The organism is Brachybacterium tyrofermentans (genome assembly GCF_039526165.1).
Lineage (GTDB): Bacteria > Actinomycetota > Actinomycetes > Actinomycetales > Dermabacteraceae > Brachybacterium > Brachybacterium tyrofermentans.
In genome coordinates, this window is sequence record NZ_BAAAIR010000006.1 from 103,301 (window position 1) to 124,270 (window position 20,970).

Here is a 20,970-nt window from a genome sequence, read left to right on the forward strand (position 1 = left end):
GCGGCCCGATGCAGAGGGAGGCCCGGCGGCAGATGCTGCCGCCGGGCCGAGCCCTGCACCGGACGGAGAGCCTGCACCGGACGGAGAGCCTGTGCCGGTCGGAGACCGGGCGCTGAGCGGTTCAGCCGCCCGCCGTCGGAGCAGCCGGTGCGTGCTCGCCGTCGCCGTGCCCGGCAGCGGCGCCCGGAAGACCGGTGTCGGGGCGGGCGTGCCGCGGCATGATCGCGCCGGCGACGGCGGCGGTCAGCACGATCCCGATGAGGCCCAGCGGGGTGTCGACGAACCAGTTCAGCGAGGCGACGGTGTCGCTCGTGGCGACCACGCTGAGCGTGAGGCCCAGGGTCGAGTTCAGCACCGAATGGGCGAAGGCCGACGGGATCGGGTTGCCACCCGCACGCTCGGTGATCGCGACGAAGAGGTAGTTCAGGGCGATGCACGCCGGGATGAACATGGCGACCGCCGCCCAGCGGGGCTCGCCGGTGTAGTTGTGGCCGATGAGCGTGATCGGGAGATGCCACAGCGACCAGATCGCTCCACCGAGCACGATCGCGGGCAAGGCGCCCAGGGGCTTCAGCTCGCGCCACAGCCAGCCGCGCCAGCCGATCTCCTCCCCGAGCGCGGGCACCACCGTCAGCAGCATGCCGAGGAAGGTGACGGCCAGGATGAGGGCCACCGCGGCCGCCGTGGGCATCTCGGCGCCGTTCTCGGCCATCGCGCGCGAGACCTCGGCGGCCCAGGTGCTGCCGGTGAGATCGCCGGGCACTCCGCGCAGCACCATGATCACGGCGGTGGCGAGATTGATCGCGAACATGATCAGCGCCGCGAGCGGAGCCCACAGCAGGATCCGCTTCCACTTCCCGCGGAAGCGCAGGCCCACGGCATCGCGCCACGAGGTGCGGTCCACGAGTTTCGCGACCACGACCGAGGCGATCGTCGGAGCGAACATCCCCGCGCCGATCACGAGCGTGTACAGCGGATGGGCGATGCCGCCCTCGAGCACCCAGAACGGTGCCGCGCAGAGCGCCAGCAGGCCGTAGGCCACCGCGCCGAAGATGACGACGCTGCGCCAGGAGACGCGACGGCGCGCCGCGCTCGCGGAAGCAGAGGAGGTCGGGGAAGCCGGGGAAGTCAGGGACGCCGCGGGAGGGAGCGACGTCCCGCCCTGCGCATCCGCGGCGCCGTGCGGTGCGTCTGGGGCGGCGCTGCCGGCAGGTCGCGCGCCTGCCTCCTCCTGGTCCCGGCGAGGGGGCGGCGGGGCCGCTCCGGGAGCGGTCCACGGGTGCGGCGGAGTCTCGGGACGAGAGCTGGACGGCTGTGATGAGGAGGGCATGACTCCACCGTCGTCCTCCGAGAACCCCTGGTCAACGACATGGGCCGGGCTGTAGACGATGGTCGCCCGTCGATGGGCGTTGGTCGTGGTGCGACGCCGACCTCGGGTGGGGAGTCCGGGGGACGGACGTACACTGGAGGGGTCGGGCTGCGCACCGTCGTCACGCTGAACATCGCGGACCGGGGACCGGTGAGGGCAGCCTCGGCGCTGATCACGCTCCCGATGGTGATCTTCTTCGTGCTGGTCCGGCGCACCCTCGCCTCGGGCCTGACAGCAGGGGCGGTGAAGGACTGATGACGAGCATTCCGGCGGATGCCGGCACGACCCCGTGGGACGCGGACGTCCTCGGGGTGCTCATGGCGCCGTTCACCGGCACCGACCTCCCCGGCTGGATGGGCGACGTGCTCGAGGCGGGCCTGGCCTCCGTGATCCTCTTCGGCCACAACACGCCCGATCCCGAGACCACCCGGGCTCTCGCCCGAGCCGTCCATGCCCGCTCCGAGGACTGCGTGGTCGCCATCGACGAGGAGGGCGGGGACGTCACCCGCATCCAGGCGGCCACCGGCTCCCCGCTGCCCACCGCCTGGGCGCTGGGGGAGGCCGACGACATCGAGCTGACCCGGCACGCCGGCCACGCGCTCGGGGACGTGCTCGCGGCCTGCGACGTGGACCTCGATCTCGCCCCGGTGCTGGACGTCTCCACGGACCCGGCGAACCCCGTGATCGGCACCCGCGCCTACAGCGACGACCCCGATCGGGTCGCCGCCCATGCGCGCGCCTTCGCCACCGGTCTCATGGAGGCGGGGCTCGGCACCTGTGCCAAGCATTTCCCGGGCCATGGAGCCACCTCGACCGATTCGCACACCGCGCTGCCGCTGATCGCGCTGGACCGCGCCGAGTTCGAGCGTGAGCACCTCGCGCCCTGGCGGATCGTGCCCTGGCTCGACGCCGTGATGACCGCCCACGTGCTCGTCCCCGCCTTCGGCGACGGACCGGCCTCGATCTCGCCGTGGGCGCGCCCGCTGCTGGACCGCACCGCCGGCGGCACCTTCCGTGGCCTGCTCATCACCGATGCCCTCGACATGGCCGCCGTGGCTGCGGATCCCGGCTTCGGGGAGGCTGCGGTGCGTGCCCTCGAATCCGGCGCCGACCTGCTGTGTCTGGGCACCTCGATCCGTCGCGACGACGAGCAGATGGTCCGCGAGGCGCACGACGCGGTGGTGGCGGCGGTGGAGAGCGGTCGTCTTCGCCGCGAGACGCTGCGTGAACGTGCCGCCGGCACCCGCGCGCACTGCCGCAGCCTGCGCACCCGTCGCAGCTTCGTGCCTCCTCCCGATCTCCAGGATGCGCTGCGGCACGCCGAGGAGCTGGGAGCCGACGCCGCCTCGCGGGCCGTCCGCGGGCGCGGAGCACGCCTCGACCTGAGCCCGGTGGCGGTGCTCGATCTGCGAGCCGCCGCGCACCACGCCTCCGGAGCGCGCTCCCAGCAGCTGGTGCAGGCCCTGCGCGATCAGGGGGTGCAGGCCGACGTGCCCGACTATCCCGGCCAGCCCGGCCAGCCCGACCGGCCCGGCCAGCCCGGCCAGCCCGGCTCTCCCGGCCCGGTGGCGGATCGGCCGCAGGTCCTCGCCCTCACCCGCCTGCCGCGCAGCGATCCCGACGAAGGGCGGCGGCTGGCCGCGCTGCTCGCCCGTCGGCCCGACACAATCGTGGTGCACGTCGGCGTGCCGGACGCCGCCCCCGACCATCGTCGCCTGGTCCTCGCCCACGGCGCGGGCCGCACGATGATGCGGGCCGCCGTGGACCTGCTGCTGCACGGGGACCGGCGATGAGGGTGCTCGGGATGATGTCCGGGACCAGCCTGGACGCGATCGACGTGGCTCTGGTCGAGTTCACGCGGGACCCCGCCGATCCGTCCCTCCTCACCGCCCGTCCGCTGCACCTCGGGGAACAGCCCTGGCCGGCCGCCACCAGCGCGTCGCTGCGCGCCGTGCTGCCGCCCGCCCCCGCGGACGTCGCGACCTGGAGCCGCCTGCACGCCGCAGTGGGGGACGCCTTCGCCGCCGCTGCCACCGCGGTGCTCGCCGAGCACGGGGACGCCGACCTGGTCGCCACGCACGGGCAGACCGTGTACCACGACGTCCAGGACGGTCGCACGCTCAGCACCCTGCAGATCGGGGACCCCTCCCGCCTCGTCGAGGCCACCGGCCTCCCTGTGATCCACGACCTGCGCAGCGCGGACGTCGCCGCCGGAGGTCAGGGCGCGCCCCTGGCACCGCTGCTGGACCAGCTGCTGCTCGGCGGCGACCCCGAGGAGCGCACCGCCGTGCTGAACATCGGCGGGATCTCCAACGTGAGCCTGGTGGGCGGTGGGAACGGGCCGGGAGAGGTGATCGCCGGGGACATCGGGCCGGGGAACGCTCTGCTGGACGCCGCCGTCCACGCCGCGACCGGCCGCGCCGCGGACCACGACGCCCTGATCGCGCGCACCGGCACCGTCGACCGCCCCGCCCTGCAGGCCCTGCTCGCTGATCCCTTCTCCGCGCAGCCGCTGCCGCGCTCCACCGGGCGCGAGCACTACGACGGCCAGTACGTGCGCCGACTGCTCGGGCGGGACGCGGCGGACGCGCTCGCCCTGCCCGACCTGCTCGCGACCCTCACCGAGCTCACCGCCGTGACCATCTCGCAGGCGATCCGCGAGCTCGGCGCGAGCCGGGTGGTGGCCTCCGGCGGCGGGATCCGCAATCCGCTCCTGCGCGAGCGTCTCGCCCACCACCTGGGCCCGGTGCCGCTGCTGGACGCCGATGAGCTGGGGATCCCGGCCGACGGCAAGGAGGCTCTGCTGATCGCCCTGCTCGGCTACCTTGGCGCCCACGGTCTGCCCGGCACCCTGGCCGGCCCCGACGGTCCCGCCCACACCGGTGCGCGCGGCCCGCGCGTGCTCGGATCCCTCACCCCGCCGCGCGGCCTGAGCGCGCTGCCGCACGGCCCTGCCGACGAGGTCCCCGTCGGCCGCCTCGAGATCGTCCCGGGCCGATCGACGCGCACGACGCACCGCTGAGCAGGGCCTCTTTCCTCCTTACGGCACCGTAGGTTACGCTCCCGCCGTGAGTGTTTTCCGATCCACGATCCCCGATGTCGCGGCCCAGGAGCCGATGGTCCAGCTCCTCGCAGCCGATGGCACCCGCACCCCGCACGCAGACCTCGACGCCGCATTGGCCGGCTCCGGCGGCGAGGACGACCTTGCCTCCCCGGAGCGCCTGCGCGGCTACTACCGCGACATGGTGATGATCCGTGGGGCGGACCTCGAGGCGACGAACCTGCAGCGTCAGGGCCAGCTCGGCCTGTGGGCGAGCGCGCTGGGGCAGGAGGCCGCGCAGATCGGCGCCGGCCATGCCTCCCGCGAGCAGGACTACCTCGTGCCCACCTATCGCGAGCACGGGATCGCCTGGGCCCGCGGCATCGAGCCGTGGCGCCTGCTGGAGTCGTACCGCGGGGTAAGCCACGGCGGCTGGGACCCGAACGCGCTGCGCACCCACCCCTACATGATCGTGCTCGGCTCCCAGGCGCCCCACGCCGTCGGCTACGCCATGGGGCTGCAGCGCGACGGCGTCGTCGGCACCGGCGACCCCGAGACCGACACCGCCGTGCTCGCGCTGTTCGGCGACGGCGCCTCGAGCGAGGGAGAGGTCTCGGAGTCCTTCACCTTCGCCGCCTCCTTCCAGGCCCCGGTCGTCTTCTTCACCCAGAACAACCAGTGGGCGATCTCCGTGCCCACCTCGGTGCAGTCGCGAGTGCCTCTCGCGCAGCGCTCGCGCGGCTGGGGCATCCCCTCGGTGCGGGTCGACGGCAACGACGTGCTCGCCGTGCTCGGCGCCGTGCGCACCGCCCTGGACGCCGCCCGCGCGGGGGAGGGCCCGCGGTTCATCGAGGCCGTCACCTATCGCATGGCCGCCCACACCACGAGTGATGACGCCTCCCGCTACCGCCCGTCCTCCGAGGAGGAGGAGTGGGGCGAGAAGGATCCGATCCTGCGCCTGCGCCGCCACCTCGAGCAGCTCGGGGAGATCGACGAGGCGTTCATCGCCCGCTGCGACGAGGAGGCCCACGACCTCGCGATGCAGCTGCACCACCACATCCACGGCATGGAGGATCCGGACCCGGTGGGCATGTTCACCCATGCCTATGCCGAGCCCCACCCGATCGTCGAGGCCGAGCGCGACCAGTATCTGGAGTACATCGCGCAGTTCGAGGACGATGACGAGGACGCCGAGCAGACGGGGGAGCACGCATGAGCGCGACGTCGACCACCAACCTCCCGATCGCCAAGGCGATCACCGCAGGGCTCCGCGACGCGATGCACGCGGATGACAAGGTGCTGCTGATGGGTGAGGACATCGGCGTGCTCGGCGGCGTCTTCCGCGTCACCGACGGCCTGCACGCCGAGTTCGGCGGCCAGCGCGTGGTCGATACCCCGCTGGCCGAGGCCGGGATCGTCGGCACGTCCGTGGGCCTCGCCGTGCGCGGCTACCGACCCGTGGTCGAGATCCAGTTCGACGGGTTCGTGTTCCCGGCGTTCAACCAGATCACCACCCAGGTCGCCAAGATGCACAACCGCACCGCGGGGGCCGTGCACATGCCCATCGTGATCCGGATCCCGCACGGCGGCGGGATCGGCGCGATCGAGCATCATTCCGAGAGCCCGGAGGCGCTGTTCGCGCACACTGCGGGCCTGCGGATCCTGGCCCCCTCGAACGCGCAGGACGCCTACTGGATGACCCGTCAGGCGATCGAGTGCGAGGATCCCGTGATCCTCTTCGAGCCGAAGAAGCGGTACTGGGTCAAGGGCGACGTGGACCCCGACCATCGCCCCGAGATCTCCCCCTGGCAGGCCCAGGTGGTGCGTCCGGGGACCGATGCGACCCTGCTGGCCTGGGGGCCGAGCATGCCCCTCGCGCTCGAGAGCGCGGAGGCCGCCGCCGAGGAGGGCATCGAGCTGGAGGTCATCGACGCCCGTTCGCTGGCACCCATCGACTATCCGACGATCGCCGCCTCGGTGAAGCGCACCGGGCGCCTCCTGATCACCCACGAGGCACCGGTGCTCGGCGGGCTCGGCGGGGAGATCGCCGCCCGCATCTCCGAGGAGTGCTTCTATCACCTGGAGGCCCCCGTGATGCGGGTGGGCGGCTATCACCTGCCGTACCCGCCGGCACGCATGGAGCACGCCTACCTCCCCGACCTCGACCGCGTGCTCGACGGCGTGGACCGCCTGCTCGAGCACTGACGTCCGCGCGCCTGCGTGAAAGGATTGCCCCATGACACACGAGTCAGACCAGACTGCGACTCCCTCCTCCTCGATCGTGACGATCGCCCTCACCGATCCCGGTGAGGGCCTGACCGAGGCCGAGATCATCGACCTCAAGGTCGCCGTGGGCGACACCATCGCCATCAACGATGCGGTGGTCGAGGTGGAGACCGCGAAGAGCGCTGTCGAGCTCCCGAGCCATGTGGCCGGCACCGTGGTCGAGATCCTGGTGGCCGTGGGCGACGAGGTCCCCGTGGGCACCCCGCTGCTCCGCGTCGACACCGCGGGCGGGCCGGCGCCCTCCGTCGGGGGCGGCGCCCCGTCCACCACCGCAGCTGCAGCCCCGCCTGCCGGCGCGGACAGCTCTGCGGCGACTGCCCCTGCGGCCGCGGATGACGTGCAGACCGCCGCCGAGGTCGCTCCGCAGGAGAGCCCGACGGACGCTGCGCCAGCCGCAACGTCGGATGCCGACGGCGAGCCCAAGAACCTGGTCGGCTATGGCGCGAAGGCGGCCCCGCAGCGTCGCCGTCGGCGTCGCAGCGCACAGGACGACGGCCCGCAGGTGCCGATCGACCGCATCCTCGCCAAGCCCCCGGTGCGCAAGCTCGCCCGGGACCTCGGCGTCGCCCTCGCCGATGTGTTCGCGACCGGCCCCGACGGCACCGTGACCCGCAACGACGTGCTCGCCGCGCAGCAGCGGGCCATTGGAGGCGACGTCCCGACCAGTGGCGCCCCGCAGGACGGCGAGTACTTCCCCGAGGAGTCGCCGCAGGTCCCCGAAGGCCTGGGAGGCGCGATGAAGTCCACGCGGGATCAGTCCTTCGCCGGGGTCACGAGCGATGACCGCACCACGCGGGTGCCGATCCGCTCCGTGCGCAAGCGGACCGCGGAGGCGATGGTGGCGTCGGCCTTCACCGCCCCGCACGTGACGGTCTTCAACGAGATCGACATGACCCGCACCGTGCAGATCGTCTCGGACCTCCGAGGTTCCCGGGAATGGGCCGACGTCAAGATCAGCCCGCTGGTGGTGATCGCGAAGGCGCTGCTGGTCGCGATCCGCCGGAACCCCGAGGTCAATGCGTCCTGGAACGAGAAGGACCAGGAGATCGTCTACAAGCACTTCGTGAACCTGGGCATCGCCGCGGCGACCCCGCGCGGGCTCATCGTGCCGAATCTCAAGGACGCGCACCTGATGACGCTGCGGGAGCTGGCCGAGGGGATCAACGACCTCGCGAAGACCGCCCGGGCCGGGCGCACCTCGCTCTCCGACACCCGGGAGGGGACCATCACGGTCACCAACTTCGGCGTGTTCGGCATCGACTCCGGCACCCCGATCCTCAACCCGGGCGAGTCCGTGATCCTCGGCGTGGGCGCCATCAAGGAGAAGCCCTGGGTGGTCGATGGGAAGATCGAGATCCGCAAGGTCGCCCAGCTGGCGCTGAGCTTCGACCACCGCCTGATCGACGGCGCGCTCGGCTCCGAGCTGCTCCGCGACATCTCTGCCGTCCTGGAGGATCCCGCCCTGGGCCTGGTCTGGGGTTGAGCGACCGGTGCGGCGCTGTGGCGCGTGAGGAACCGCGCAGGGACCTCAGATCCTGTGGATCCTGTGATCGCCCCGGCGCTGTCCTCGGTACCCTGATCCGGTGACTCCGAGCCCGCCCCCTCCCTCGATCCCGCGCCGCGAGGATCCGCGGATGCACACGGTCGAGATGGCTGCGCTGCGGTTCGACGATGTCGACCAGACCACGGACACCTTCGGCTCCGGCCCCGTGCAGGTCCCGCTGCCCTCCTGGAAGATCGCACTGCTGGTCGCAGCGGGCGGGGCAGCGGGCGCCATGCTGCGGTTCGCGGTCGTGCTGATCGTCCCCACCGTCAGCACCCCCACCCTCGTCGAGCTGCCCTGGGCCACGCTCTGGGTCAACCTGCTGGGCTGCCTGGGGCTGGGCACGCTCACCGGCGTGCTCGAGGCGAGGCCCGGGAGGCCCTGGGTGCAGCCATTGCTCGGCGTCGGGCTCTGCGGCGGGTTCACCACGATGTCCACGGTGGTCCTCGAGGGCTCTGCGATGGTCGGGGCGGACTTCCCCCTGGAGGCCTTCGGCTACGCCCTGCTCACCGTGGTCCTCTGCCTGCTCGCGACCGTGGCCGGGCTCCTCGGAGGGCGACGTGCCGCCCTGGCTCTCGACGCCCGGCGTCCGTCGGAGGGATCGGCGGGATCGGCGGGATCGGAGGAGTCGACGGATCCTGACGACCTGATCGTCGTCGAGGACATGGACACGTACGACGAGCTGGAGGCTCGCCCAGATCACTCAGATCACTCAGATCACTCAGCTCGCTCAGCTCGCTCGGATCGCTCGGATCACGCAGACCACCGAGATCATGGCGGTCGCGGCGATCGGGACGCGGGAGACACGGGGGAGGAGCCATGAGCGCGGGGACCGTCCTGCTGGGGACTCTGCTGGTGGGCATCGGCGGCGGCGCCGGGTCGGCGCTGCGCTGGTGGCTCCGCGAGGTCGGCATGCGCCTCGCGGCCCGGCGCATGAACCAGGGCGACGTGCGCATGAAGCCGTGGCTGACCCTGCTCGCCAATGCTCTCGCCTGCTTCCTGCTCGGGATCGCGGTGGCCCGTCTGGGGTCCGCCGTCTCCGGGGCGGCCGAGCTCGGCTTCCTGCTGGTGGGCATCGGCTTCTGCGGAGGGCTGTCCACGCTCTCCACCGCCGCCATGGACGTCGTCGATCTGATCCGCCGCGACAGCTTCGCGATCTCGGTCGGGTACTTCCTGCTCACGATCGGCATCGGGATGGCCGCGCTGTGGATCGGTCTGGTGATCGCATCGTGACCGCTGCCGTTCCACGGCGCGTCTCGGCACCGGTGATCGCGCTCGTGCTGGTCACGCTGCTCGTGCTGGCGCTGATCTCGGTGCTCGCGGCCGATGCCGCCAGCGGGGACAATCTCGTGCTGCGCGACGCGGGGGCGCTGTCCCGCGCGGGCGGCCCGATCGCCTCGATGATCGCCGACCTGGCGGCCGCCCTCACGCTGGGCGGCGCGGTGGTGAGCGGCTGGCTGCTGCGGGAGCAGGCCGACCGCGCCCGGGCGATGACCCTGGTCGCGATCGGCGCCGCGACCACCACCCTCGCCCGGGGCATGTCCCTGGCCTTCTCCTATGCGGTGGCGACGGGCCAGAGTGTCGGCTCCGCCCGTTTCGGCTCCGACCTCAACGTGTTCCTCGCGACCGATCTCGGCATCTGGCTCGTGACCGCCGTGGCGATCGCCGCGACCGCGACCACCATCGCCGTCACCGGGACCTCGCGCGGCACCGCGCGGACAGTCGCGGTCGCCGCGGGTCTGGTGGCCTTCTCCAGCGCCATGACGGGGCACGCCGGCGGGGGAGAGGACCACGAGGTCGCCACCTCGACCATGCTCGTGCACCTGCTCGCGGTCGGCATCTGGCTGGGCGGCCTCGCGGTCCTCCAGCTGCTGCCGGCCACCTCGCGGGACGACATGGCCGTGGTGCGCGGCTATTCCCATCTCGCCCTGATCTGCTGGATCGCGCTCGCGCTGAGCGGCGCGTGGGCCCTCGTGGTGCGCATGAACTCCCCGTCGGACATCCTCACCAGCGCCTATGTGCAGCTCGGGGTCGCCAAGGCGGTGCTGCTGATCGTCCTGGCGGTGTTCGGCGCGCTCCAGCGCCGACAGGTCGCGACCGGTTTCGGTTCCAGCGCGGCCGGCACACAGGCGGCGGGCACCTATCGGCGGCTCGCCGGGCTCGAGCTCGCGCTGATGGGGCTGGCCGTCGCGATCGCCGCCGCCATGAGCTCCTCGCCGCCTCCGGCCGACGCCGGCACCCCGCCGGCAGGTCCCGCCGGGGTGCTCACCGGATATCCGCTGCCCGGCGCCCCGGACCTGGGGACGGTGCTCACGGCCTGGCGCCCTGATCCCTTCGGGATGATGCTCGCCTGCGTGCTGCTGCTGGTGTGGTGGCGGCCGCGGGGCCCGCGGCGCGATCGCGCCGCGAGCATCCGACTGGTCCTCGGTGGGCTCACGCTGGTGCTGCTGACCAGCGGCCCGCTGAACGTGTACGGGAAGGTGCTGGTCTCGGCACATCTGCTGCAGCACGTGCTGCTGCTGGCCGTCGCCGGGGTGCTCATCGGCAGCGCGGTCACGATTCCGGGGCTGCTGCGCCGTCTCCTGGCCCCTCGGGTGTGGCTCGCGGCGCTGGTGGCGGCCGCCCCGGTGGCGCTCCTCGGTGCCGCCTATGCGGGACCGTTCCTGCGTATCGCGCTCGACGGGCACGCCGCCCACCTGGCGCTGCAGATGCTGGCGCTGTGCGGCGGGGTGCTGATGACGCTGGCCGTGCGCACCGTGCCGGGCACCCGCCGGCGTGCGCTCGCCGCGGCGGCACCGTGCGCGCTCGGCCTCGCGGCAGGGATCCTCCTGCTCAGCACCGACCTGCTCCTGGCTGCGAGCTGGTTCGGCGCGACCGGTCGCACCTGGCTGCCCGACGCACTCGCCGATCAGCAGCGTGGAGGGATCGGGGTGCTCGTGGTGAGCGTGGTGACCGGGCTCGGCGCGACGATCGCGCTGCGCGGACACGGGACGGTCGCCGACGCACCTGCCGCGACGCCGGTCGCGGCACCGACGAGCACTCGCTGAGGGACCTCGGCAATCGCTCGCCGGGGGACCTCAGCAGGCGCCGGGCCCAGCCGAGCTGACGCGCTGCAGAGCAGGTCAGGCGAAGAGGTCCCGGACCGAGCGCAGACGCGCCAGGAGGGTGTCGCGGTCCGCGGCCGGGACCAGCTTCTCCCCGGTCCCGGGCGTCGTGGCGGTGGCGCGGGCGGTCACCTTGTGCGCGCCGAACACGCCGCTGAGGCGACCCAGCACCCCGGCGCCGGCCGAGGAGTCCGTCACGGGCACGGCGCTCTCGGATCCGGCGCGCAGCTGCTGGAACCTCCGCAACGCCGAGGAGCTGTCCTCCAGGGTCGCCGCCAGCACATAGGCGGCCACATCGGCCTGCTCGACCAGCACGGGCAGGGCGCCACCGGCGACCCGCTGCTGACCGAGCACCACAAGATCGTCGCGGCCCCGGGGGAAGGCTCCCAGGAACAGGTCGAGGTCACCGCCCGCGGTGCGGGGCACGACGTCCTCGGGAAGGTGGCCGGCACCGGATTCGTAGCCGGTCGCGAGCACGATCAGGTTCGGGGCGTAGCGCAGGTGCCCGGCGTGGTGGGCAGGGCCGTCGTGGAAGACGGTGCCGTCCTCGGTGACGCTGGTGACCGCGCCGGCGGGGGTGATGCGCCCTTCCCGCACGCGGGCGAGGACATCATCGGAGATGATCACCGAGTCCTCGAGCAAGGGCGCGACGGGCTCGGGCAGGCCGGCATCCTGCGGAGCGCCGACGGTGCGGCTCACGACGGCCTCGGCGATCTTCTCGTTGAGGCCGCCCAGCAGTGCGGGCTCACGGGATGCGGCGACGTCTCCGGGCACCCCGCCGATGCGGCGGGGCACCACCCAGTGGCCGGTCCGGATGGACCAGCGCACCTCGAGGGCGCGGCGGGCGGCGTCGACGGAGATATCCGCCGCGGATTGGCCGGAGCCGACCACGAGAACCCGCTTGCCCTCGAGCCCGTCGGGCCCGGTCCAGTCCTTGGAATGGATGACCTGCACGGACTTCGGGACGTCGGCGGCCCAGTCGGGGCGATGCGGCCGCTCGGCGATCCCGTGCGCCGAGACCACCGCGCGGTAGATCAGGACCTCGCCGGTGGACAGCTCGACCTGCCACACGCCGTCCTCGAACGGACGGGCATAGCGCACGTCGATCCCGGGGCGGAAGTGAGCGGTCAGCTCGTGGCGGGCGGCATAGGCGCGCAGGTACTTCGCCATGTGCCCGGGGCTGAGGAACTCCGGGAAGGCCACGGGCTGCAGCATGTCCTCGTACTGGGTGAACTCCCGGGAGGAGATCATCTCCATCGAGGGCCAGATCGGGGAGTCCGCACGCTCCTCGTTCCAGATTCCGCCGACGTGCTTGGCACGGTCGACCAGGTCGAAGGGGACCTCCAGCGCCTTCAGGGCCGCTGCGGCCGCAAGGCCCGCAGGACCGGCACCGATGATCAGCACCTTCTCGCGGCTGGGGATCTGGTCGTGATGGTCGGGCATCGAATAGAGCCTTCCGAGTCGGGCGGCGCGCGGTGCCCGGGACGTTCCCCGGACACCCGGCTCAGCGGCGGGCGGACGCTGGCCATTCTAGGGGTCACCAGTCTCCCACCGGACCGGACTTCGCAGGACGCCCTGCCTGCGTGATCTCGCGCTCGCGTCCCGCTCGGCATCTCAGCTGAAGCTGGTCAGCAGCGCGGAGACTCCCAGGGTGATGATGATCGTGCTGGTGACGTGCGCGAGGATCACATGGTCGCGCACGAGGCGACGGGCACTCGGTCGCAGCGGAACCAGATCCGAGGCGCCGCTGGAGGCCTGGATCATGACTGCGCCGTACACATAGTCCGCAAGGGTCCGATCCGGTCCTGAGGTGCCCGCCATCGCGAAGGCCTCGCCATGGGCGTCCTCCGCGGCGTACTCGACGGCGAAGGTCATCACGGTGCCGATCCAGGCGGTGATCACGGCGGCGACCGTCACCGCGAGCAGGACCTGGATCGGCACCCCTGCGGGCCGGGTGACCAGCAGTCCGATGGCGAGGGCTGCGGTGAGCAGGAGCTGCAGCACCTCGCCGCTGGCCCCGCTGCGCCCGACGGACCACCGGTACAGCCCCACTTGCTTGCGCGTCCGGGACAGCCGGGCGGTCCCCACGAATCGCTCCCGCGGCTGACCGGTCAGCGCGTAGTACGTCAGGCCCGAGAACAGCAGGGAGTGCAGCGAGATCACGACGATCAGCAGCAGCAGGAGGGCGGACAGGCTCTCGTCGTCGCCGCCGAGGCCGGGTCCGCCCAGCCTCGGGACGACGACGAGCGAGATGAGCATGCCCGCCGGGAAGGCGAGGAGCAGGGGGACGGCGACGCGGAGGTTCTCCGAGAGGAACCGGTCGCGCACAGGGCGTGGCCTGCGCAGCCGGCGGAACCAGCGGGCGAGCCGCGATCGACGGGCCGATGGTCGGGAGGTCAAGCTCGGGGCCGTCAGCTCCGTGGCAGAGGGCTCCCCGCCAGGGAGCTCTGCTGCCTCGGCGCGACGGCGGAGCTCCGCCCGCCCCGCGGGTTCCACCCGAGACGTCGTCAGGAGGCCGACCGCGCGCGGGACGCGGGGGCGGGCCACAGCTCGCGGGCGGTTCATCGGCGCGCCGGAGGACGTCATGGCAGCACGGCTGCGGCTTTCTCGCGCGCCAGCTGCAGGGCGCCGGGAAGGCCGGTGGGCGCGGTGGTGTAGCGGCGCCCGTCGGCCTCGAGCCCGATGATCACCTCGTCGTGGATCGGGCCGGCGGTGGCGAGCACGGAACCGGCCAGCACCACGGGCAGGCCGCAGTCGGGATCCAGGTGGCGCACGGTGTCCATGACGTGCCGGATGGCGGTATCGAGGATCTCCCGGGCCGCAGGATCCTCGGGGAGCGCGCCGGGCAGCCGTGCGAAGCGGCCCAGCGCGGCGGGGGAGCCGGAGGGCAGCACATCGTCCAGAGCGCGGATCAGGTCCTGGCGGGGATCGCCGGTGGGGGAGGGCGGCAGCAGCCCATCGCGGAGGTCGAGGTCGAGCATGTCGCCGAGCGACTCGGTGAGCAGGGTGCGCCGTCCCCGGCTGTCGAGGTCGGCGGCCACCGCCTGCACGGTGCGTCGGCCCAGCCAGACGGCGGAGCCGATGTCGCCGAGCAGCCAGCCCATCCCGTCGCGGCGAGCGACCGCCTCCCGGCCCTGGAAGCGCACGGAGACCGCGCCCGTGCCCGCGAGCACGAGCAGGCCGTCGTCCCCGACCCCCCCGGTGAGGAAGGCGGTGCGGAGGTCGTCGGTGATCAGGATCCGTCGGGCGTCGATGCCCAGCTGCGCGAGCCGCTCGGCCACGGCGCGCTGCACCTCGTCGGCCCGCGCCGGCCCGGCCCCGGAGATGCCCAGCGCGACCGCCGCGACCTCAAGGCCCTCACCCAGCGTGCGTCGGCCCGATGCGAGGACCTCGCGGACGGTCTCGGCGATATGGTCCAGCGCCGCAGCTCCCGAGGAGCGCAGGTTCGCGCCGGGGCCCTCCGCCTCCGCGATCGCGTCTCCGACGAGCGGTGCGAGGACCAGGCGTGAGCTGGTGCCCCCGATGTCCCCGGCGATGACGACGGGCGTCGACGTGGTCGTCTCAGCGTCCATGGTGGTCTCCCTCCGGCGATTCTCCGCGCGGATCCCCCTCGTCGCGGATCCCCATCGTAAGGCGGCCGCGCCTCCCGCGGAGCCGCCACCTGGAGCTGTCGCGGGGCGTCACCGGGCACCAGCGCCGGGAGCCACCACGGGGAGCAGTCACCGGGAGGCACCTCGGCGCGGGAGGGCAGGCCCCGGGGGGATCACTGGCTACCCTGGTCCGTGGCGGCGAGGTCGTTCCGGGGTCACGGATGATCCTGCAGCGCGATCCTCCTCGGCCCGCCTCTCACCGACCGGTGCCCACGACGACCTCGATCCGACCCCAGGAGCCCCCGTGACCGATCCCCGCCCCGACGACGCCGCCATCCCCCTCGATCTCGTGGATCTGTCCTCCCCCACCGAGGAGCGCAACCCGGCCAGCGCCGAGCTCGATTCCCTGGACGCCCGCGGCATGGTCGACGTGATCCTGGGCGAGGATGCGACGGTCGCCGGCGCGGTGCAGGAGCAGGCCGGCCCGATCTCCGAGCTGGTCGAGGTCTGCGTGGGGGCGATCGCCGCGGGGCGGACCGTGCACTACCTGGGCGCCGGCACCTCGGGTCGGCTCGCGGTGCTGGACGCCGTCGAGCTCGCCCCCACCTTCAACGCGGACGAGTCGATGGTCGCCGCCCACCTCGCCGGTGGCGCCGGAGCGTTCCTCACCGCCGTGGAGGGAGCCGAGGACGATGCCGAGGCAGGAGCCGCGCTCGTGCACGAGGTGTGCGTCGCAGGCGACGTCGTGATCGGCCTGGCCGCGAGCGGGCGCACCCCGTTCGTGCGCGGGGCGCTGCAGGCCGCCCGGGCCGCCGGGATGCCCACCGCGCTGATCTCCGCGAATCCTCGGGCCGAGCTCGCCGGTGACGCGGACATCCCGATCCTGCTGGACGTGGGCCCCGAGGTGGTCACGGGCTCGACGCGCATGAAGGCCGGCACCGCCCAGAAGCTCACCCTGAACGCCCTGTCCACCGCCATGATGGTGCGCCTGGGCACGACCTACGGGAACCTCATGATCGATGTGCGTCCCACCAACGCGAAGCTCGTGGGACGCACTGTGCGGATCCTCGTCCAGGCCAGCGGCGCCAGCGCCGAGGAGGCCGGGCGGGTGCTCCAGGCCGCCGGCGGCAGCGTGCGCGTCGCGCTGGTCGCCCTGCTCTCCGGGGCCGACGTCGACCGCGCGGCCGCCGCCCTCGCCGACTATCCTCGGGATCCGCGGCGCGCCGGTGACCCCGCCGGCATCCGCTCGGCCGTCGCCGCGCTCGCCAAGCAGCCTTGAGACCGGGTGGCCGCACGTCCGCGGTAATTCCCTGGACTCCCGCTCGAGCCGGTTCCTACACTCGTCCCCGTGAAGCTCTGATCAGCCCCTGACCCACACGCGCCCTCGCGAACCGGAGCTGATCCATGCCCTCATCACCCCTGAACCCCTCTGCGCTCGCCGCTGCCCCGACCGGCACCGGCGACCCCGCCCTGCATCTGCGGGCCGACGGGATCTCCTTCTCGTTCCCCGACCGCCGCGTCCTCACGGACGTGAGCCTCGTGGTGCCCGCCGGCCGGCCCACCGGCCTGCTCGGCGAGAACGGCAGCGGCAAGTCCACGCTGCTCCGCGTGCTGTCCGGCGACCTCGCACCCGACGGCGGCGCGGTATCGGCCCCCGGCCCCCTCGGCGTGCTCCACCAGGAGCTGCCCTTCGGATCCGAGGCGACCCTGGCAGCCGTCGTCGCCGACGCCCTGGACCGCTCGCGCCGTCTCGAACGGGAGCTCGCCGAGGCGGGGGAGGCCCTCGGCGCCGGCGGTGGCGATCCCACCCCGGAGGCGAGCCGTCGCTTCGACGAGCTGCTCGCCGAGGCGACCCTGGCCGATGTCTGGAACGCCGACCAGCGGGCGGAGACCGTGCTGGCCGGGCTCGGCCTCGCCGGCATCGACCCGCTCACCGCCCTGGGGTCGATCAGCGGCGGCCAGCGCGAGCGTCTCGCGCTCGCGCATCTGCTCATCTCGCGCCCCACCACCTGGCTGCTCGACGAGCCCACCAACCATCTCGACGACGACGGCGCGGCCTTCCTCACGGCAGCGATCGCCGCCCATCCCGGACCGGTGCTGATCGCCAGCCACGACCGCGCCTTCCTCGACGACGCGACGACGGCGCAGCTGGACATGGACCCCGCCGAGTCCCCGCTGCGCACCGAGATCGGCGGCCTCAGCGTGTACACGGGAGGGTTCAGCGACTACCTGCTGGCGCGCTTCGAGGCCCGTGATCGCTGGGAGCACCGCTTCCGCACCGAGCAGGAGGAGCTCACCGTGCTCCGCCGGGCCGTGAAGGACTCCGAGACCGTCGGACACGCCGGTGCGGCGCCCCGCACGGAAGCACGGGCCTCGAAGAAGTTCTATGCGGACCGCAATGCCGCCGTGGTCTCGCGGCGACTGCGGGAATCCCGGGCACGGCTCGCGCAGCTCGAGGAGGAGCAGGTGCGCAAGCCCCCGGCGGAGCTGCACCTCACGCACCTGCCGGATGCTCCGGGGCGCGGCCGCGGCGGGGGAGCGGGCACCGGCTCCGTGATGCTCACCGCGAGCCGCGTCGCGGTCGAGGGACGGCTCGCCCCGACCTCTTTCAGCCTCTCGACAGGCGATCGGCTGCTGGTCACCGGTGCCAACGGCTCGGGGAAATCCACCCTGCTGGACACGGTGACGGGACTGCTCGACCCGACGTCGGGCAGCGTGGACCGACCACGCAGCCTGCGCATCGGCCATCTGGGGCAGGACGACGAGGCCGTGCCCGGCCGCACCGTCGGCGCCCACCTGCGGGCGGCCGCCGCCGGCACCGAGGAGCCGCCGCCCGAGGACGGCGCCGTGCCCGAGCTGTTCGGACTCGTGCACCCACGGGACCTCACGCGACCGCTCGACCTGCTCTCCCGCGGGCAGCTGCGCCGCGTGATGCTCGCGGCGCTGCTGCTGGACCCGCCCGAGCTGCTCGTGCTCGACGAGCCCACCAACCACCTGGCGCTGGTCACCGCGACCCGGTTCGAGAAGGCCCTCGAGGACTGGGGCGGCACCGTGCTGATCGCCTCGCACGACCGCTGGCTGCGCAGCCGCTGGCAGGGAGAGGTGCTCGCACTGGGCACCTGACCGGTCGAGGAGGTGCTCGCACCGGGCGGCTGACCGGTCGAGGCGGCAGGACAGGCCTCCGCCGTCACACAGGTTCATGTTCCTCGCCGACACCGCGGGTATCGGCCACGCTGGGCACGAACCCGTCTTCCGAAGGAGCCACCATGTCTGCCACGCCCGCGCAGCCCCAGAAGTTCGAGACCCTCACGATCCATGCCGGCCAGACCCCGGACTCCGACGCCGGATCGCGTGCGCTCCCGATCCACCAGACCACGAGCTTCGTGTTCCCGAGCGCCGAGTCCGCCGCGGACCGCTTCGCGCTCGCCGAGGCCGGCCCCATCTACTCGCGCATCAACAACCCCACCCAGGGTGCGGTCGAGGACCGGGTGGCGGCCCTCGAGGGCGGCGCCGCCGGCCTGCTGGTCGCCTCCGGGCAGAGCGCCATCACGCTGTCGATCCTGAACCTCGCCGGCGCCGGGGACTCCGTGGCGGTCTCCCCGAGCCTGTACGGCGGCTCGTACAACCTGTTCAAGCACACCCTGAGCCGCCTGGGCATCACCCCGCAGTGGGTGGAAGATCCCACAGACCCCGCCTCCTGGCGGGCGGCGGCCGACGAGACCACCCGCGCCTTCTTCGTCGAGTCGATCCCGAACCCCAAGCAGGACATCCCGGATCTGCGCGCCATCGCCGACGTCGCCCACGAGATCGGAGTGCCGCTGGTCGTCGACAACACGGTCGCCACCCCGTTCCTGCTGCGCCCGCTCGAGCACGGCGCCGACGTCGTCGTGCACTCCGCCACGAAGTTCCTCGGCGGCCACGGCACCTCGATCGCCGGTGTGATCGTGGACGGCGACAGCTTCGACTTCGCCGCCCATGCCGAGAAGTACCCGCACTTCAACGAGCCCGACGAGTCCTACAACGGTCTCGTCTTCGCCGGCCTGCCCGCCGCCTTCGCGACGCGTGCCCGCACCAACCTGCTGCGCGACCTGGGCCCCGCCGTCTCCCCGTTCAACGCCTTCCTCATCGGGCAGGGCCTGGAGACGCTGCCGCTGCGCATGGAGCGCCACCTCTCCAACGCCCGCACCGTCGCCGACACCCTCGAGGCCGACGATCGTGTGGCCTCGGTGACCTGGGCCTCCCTGGACTCCTCGCCGTACAAGGCGACCGCCGACAAGTACCTCCCCAAGGGTGCGGGCAGCGTGCTCGGCTTCGTCCTGCCCGGCGGGCTCGAGGCCGGCCGACGCTTCGTGGACGCGCTGACCCTGCACTCCCATGTCGCCAACATCGGCGACGTGCGCAGCCTCGTCATCCACCCCGCCTCGACCACGCACTCCCAGCTCTCCGAGGACGAGCAGCGCGCCGCCGGCATCGAGCCCGGCTTCGTGCGCCTCAGCGTCGGCATCGAGCACATCGACGACATCCTCGCCGACATCGAGCAGGGACTCGTCGCCGCGAGCTGACCGCGGCCTGCGGGACGACGGCTCGCGGAGCGGGCATGCAGGCATCGTCGATAGGCTGGCAGGCATGAACTCCGACCTCGCGACCCTGCCGCCCTCACCGCTCGCCGCATGGCCCCCGGTCTGGACCCCGGCCGCGGCGATCTTCGACTGCGACGGCCTCCTCGTGGACACCGAGGGCCAGTGGGTGGCCCTCCAGGATCGGTACCTCGCCCGCCACGGCGCCGCCCTGGATCCTGCGACCCGTCGCGCGATCACCGGTCGGGCCGCCGAGGTCGTGGTGGTCACCATCGCGGAGGCTGTGGGCAAGGACCCCGTGGAGGTCGGGAAGGAGCTGGTGGAGGAGCATCGACGCACCGTCGGCGAGAAGCTGACCCCCATCCCCGGCGCCCTGGACACGCTGCGGGCGATCGCCGCCGTGCGGCCCGTCGCCGTCGCCTCGAACTCTCCGCGGGATCTGCTCGACGTCAAGCTCGTCGGCCTCGGCATCGCCGACGTCGTGGACGCCTCGATCGCGATCGAGGACGTCGACGCCCCCAAGCCCGCCCCGGACATGTACCTCGCCGCGGCCCGGGCGCTGGGCGCCGAGCCCTCCGAGTGCCTGGGCTTCGAGGACTCCGAGACCGGGGCCGAGGCCGCGCTCGCCGCCGGCCTGCAGCTGATCGCGGTCCCCTCGATCCCCGGCCAGGACCCGCGTGCGCCGCGCCGGCTCGACTCCCTCGCGGACCCGGTGCTGGCCACCTGGATCGCCGGCTGGGAGAGCACCCGATGAGCCCGACGAGCGCAGCCTCCGCGCCGAACCGCTTCACGGAGGCCTTCGGCGACTGGACCCCGCAGGCCGTCGTCTTCGACTGCGACGGCCTGCTGCTGGACACCGAGACGGTCTGGCAGCGCGCCCAGGACACCGTCGTCGGCGCCCGCGGCGTGACCCTGTCCGCGGCCGACGAGGCCGCGCTGCACGGGTCCACGCTCGAGGACGCCGCAGCGCTGATCGCGGCGCGGGCCGGGCAGGACCCGCAGGCCATCGATGCGGACCTGCGCCGTGAGTTCGACCGGGAGCTCGGCACCGGGATCCGGCTGATGCCCGGCGCCGAGGAGATCGTGCGCCTGACCGGCGCGACGGTGCCGCTGGGGTGCGCCTCCAACTCCTGGCTGGAGTCCCTCGAGGAGAAGCTGGTCCTGGGCGGCCTGCGCGAGCATTTCACCGTGCTCGAGGCCTCGGACACCGTCGAGCGCGCCAAGCCGGCCCCGGACATGTATGCCGCGGCGGCCCGCGCCCTCGGCGCCGATCCGGTGCGCACCCTCGCCTTCGAGGACTCGGGGACCGGAGCCCAGGCCGCCCGCGACGCCGGACTGCGCCTGATCGCCGTGCCCGCGCCCGGCCACCCCGTCCCGTCGGCCGATCTGGTCCTGGGGGACCTCACCGATCCGGAGCTGGCGTCCTGGATCGCCACCTGGTGAGAGCCGAGGGGAGAGGGG

17 protein-coding genes are annotated in these 20,970 nt (G+C 73.0%); 13 read left to right on the plus strand and 4 right to left on the minus strand.

The window, feature by feature from the left end; genetic code table 11:
- Positions 1 to 121: 121 nt before the first annotated feature.
- The gene (locus ABD093_RS01510; RefSeq protein ID WP_343922026.1) at positions 122 to 1,330 is read right to left on the minus strand and encodes a CPBP family intramembrane glutamic endopeptidase; all 1,209 of its coding nucleotides are present in this window, start codon (positions 1,328 to 1,330) and stop codon (positions 122 to 124) included.
- A 293-nt stretch (positions 1,331 to 1,623) separates the two neighbouring features.
- On the opposite strand from ABD093_RS01510, the gene ABD093_RS01515 reads away from it, so the two are divergent.
- From ABD093_RS01515 to ABD093_RS01550, 8 genes are all read left to right on the plus strand, one after another.
- Positions 1,624 to 3,162 carry a glycoside hydrolase family 3 N-terminal domain-containing protein gene (locus ABD093_RS01515; RefSeq protein ID WP_096165205.1) on the plus strand — a complete coding sequence of 513 codons (1,539 nt, stop codon included), beginning with the start codon at positions 1,624 to 1,626 and terminating at the stop codon, positions 3,160 to 3,162.
- Positions 3,163 to 3,173: 11 nt separating this feature from the next.
- Positions 3,174 to 4,391 carry an anhydro-N-acetylmuramic acid kinase gene (locus tag ABD093_RS01520; protein WP_343922027.1) on the plus strand — a complete coding sequence of 406 codons (1,218 nt, stop codon included), beginning with the start codon at positions 3,174 to 3,176 and terminating at the stop codon, positions 4,389 to 4,391.
- Positions 4,392 to 4,485: 94 nt separating this feature from the next.
- On the plus strand, positions 4,486 to 5,625 hold the full coding sequence (locus tag ABD093_RS01525; RefSeq protein WP_114307570.1) for a thiamine pyrophosphate-dependent dehydrogenase E1 component subunit alpha: 1,140 nt from the start codon (positions 4,486 to 4,488) through the stop codon (positions 5,623 to 5,625).
- Complete coding sequence (locus ABD093_RS01530; RefSeq protein ID WP_343922028.1) at positions 5,622 to 6,614, plus strand: alpha-ketoacid dehydrogenase subunit beta; 993 nt, start codon at positions 5,622 to 5,624, stop codon at positions 6,612 to 6,614. Before ABD093_RS01525 ends, ABD093_RS01530 begins: the two co-directional genes overlap by 4 nt.
- 31 nt (positions 6,615 to 6,645) lie before the next feature.
- Positions 6,646 to 8,178 carry a dihydrolipoamide acetyltransferase family protein gene (locus tag ABD093_RS01535; protein ID WP_193118985.1) on the plus strand — a complete coding sequence of 511 codons (1,533 nt, stop codon included), beginning with the start codon at positions 6,646 to 6,648 and terminating at the stop codon, positions 8,176 to 8,178.
- 100 nt (positions 8,179 to 8,278) lie between these two features.
- Entirely contained in the window at positions 8,279 to 9,061 is a 783-nt protein-coding gene (locus ABD093_RS01540; protein WP_343922029.1) for a fluoride efflux transporter FluC, read from the plus strand.
- Positions 9,058 to 9,471 (plus strand): fluoride efflux transporter FluC, encoded by a 414-nt coding sequence (locus ABD093_RS01545; RefSeq protein WP_193118986.1) that lies wholly within the window; start codon positions 9,058 to 9,060, stop codon positions 9,469 to 9,471. Before ABD093_RS01540 ends, ABD093_RS01545 begins: the two co-directional genes overlap by 4 nt.
- On the plus strand, positions 9,468 to 11,285 hold the full coding sequence (locus ABD093_RS01550) for a CopD family protein (RefSeq protein WP_193118987.1): 1,818 nt from the start codon (positions 9,468 to 9,470) through the stop codon (positions 11,283 to 11,285). Before ABD093_RS01545 ends, ABD093_RS01550 begins: the two co-directional genes overlap by 4 nt.
- A 75-nt stretch (positions 11,286 to 11,360) precedes the next feature.
- Here the strand turns inward: ABD093_RS01550 and ABD093_RS01555 are convergent, their stop codons facing one another.
- The 3 genes from ABD093_RS01555 to ABD093_RS01565 form a co-directional block, all read right to left on the minus strand.
- Positions 11,361 to 12,785 carry a flavin-containing monooxygenase gene (locus ABD093_RS01555; protein ID WP_193118988.1) on the minus strand — a complete coding sequence of 475 codons (1,425 nt, stop codon included), beginning with the start codon at positions 12,783 to 12,785 and terminating at the stop codon, positions 11,361 to 11,363.
- A 171-nt stretch (positions 12,786 to 12,956) separates the two neighbouring features.
- A complete protein-coding gene (locus ABD093_RS01560; protein ID WP_193118989.1) occupies positions 12,957 to 13,742 on the minus strand; it encodes a DUF1345 domain-containing protein in 786 nt (261 codons plus the stop codon).
- 182 nt (positions 13,743 to 13,924) lie between these two features.
- Positions 13,925 to 14,914 (minus strand): N-acetylglucosamine kinase, encoded by a 990-nt coding sequence (locus tag ABD093_RS01565; RefSeq protein WP_193118990.1) that lies wholly within the window; start codon positions 14,912 to 14,914, stop codon positions 13,925 to 13,927.
- 322 nt (positions 14,915 to 15,236) lie between these two features.
- On the opposite strand from ABD093_RS01565, the gene ABD093_RS01570 reads away from it, so the two are divergent.
- From ABD093_RS01570 to ABD093_RS01590, 5 genes are all read left to right on the plus strand, one after another.
- Positions 15,237 to 16,211, plus strand: a complete 975-nt coding sequence (locus ABD093_RS01570) for an N-acetylmuramic acid 6-phosphate etherase (RefSeq protein ID WP_343922030.1) — start codon at positions 15,237 to 15,239, stop codon at positions 16,209 to 16,211.
- A gap of 125 nt (positions 16,212 to 16,336) precedes the next feature.
- Positions 16,337 to 18,055 (plus strand): ABC-F family ATP-binding cassette domain-containing protein, encoded by a 1,719-nt coding sequence (locus ABD093_RS01575; RefSeq protein WP_343922031.1) that lies wholly within the window; start codon positions 16,337 to 16,339, stop codon positions 18,053 to 18,055.
- Between the two features lie 143 nt (positions 18,056 to 18,198).
- Positions 18,199 to 19,494: an O-acetylhomoserine aminocarboxypropyltransferase/cysteine synthase family protein gene (locus ABD093_RS01580; protein WP_193118993.1), complete on the plus strand. Its 1,296-nt coding sequence runs from the start codon at positions 18,199 to 18,201 to the stop codon at positions 19,492 to 19,494.
- Between the two features lie 64 nt (positions 19,495 to 19,558).
- Entirely contained in the window at positions 19,559 to 20,263 is a 705-nt protein-coding gene (locus tag ABD093_RS01585; protein ID WP_343922032.1) for an HAD family hydrolase, read from the plus strand.
- On the plus strand, positions 20,260 to 20,952 hold the full coding sequence (locus ABD093_RS01590) for an HAD family hydrolase (protein WP_193118995.1): 693 nt from the start codon (positions 20,260 to 20,262) through the stop codon (positions 20,950 to 20,952). The genes ABD093_RS01585 and ABD093_RS01590 overlap by 4 nt, the downstream gene beginning before the upstream one ends.
- Positions 20,953 to 20,970: the final 18 nt, after the last annotated feature.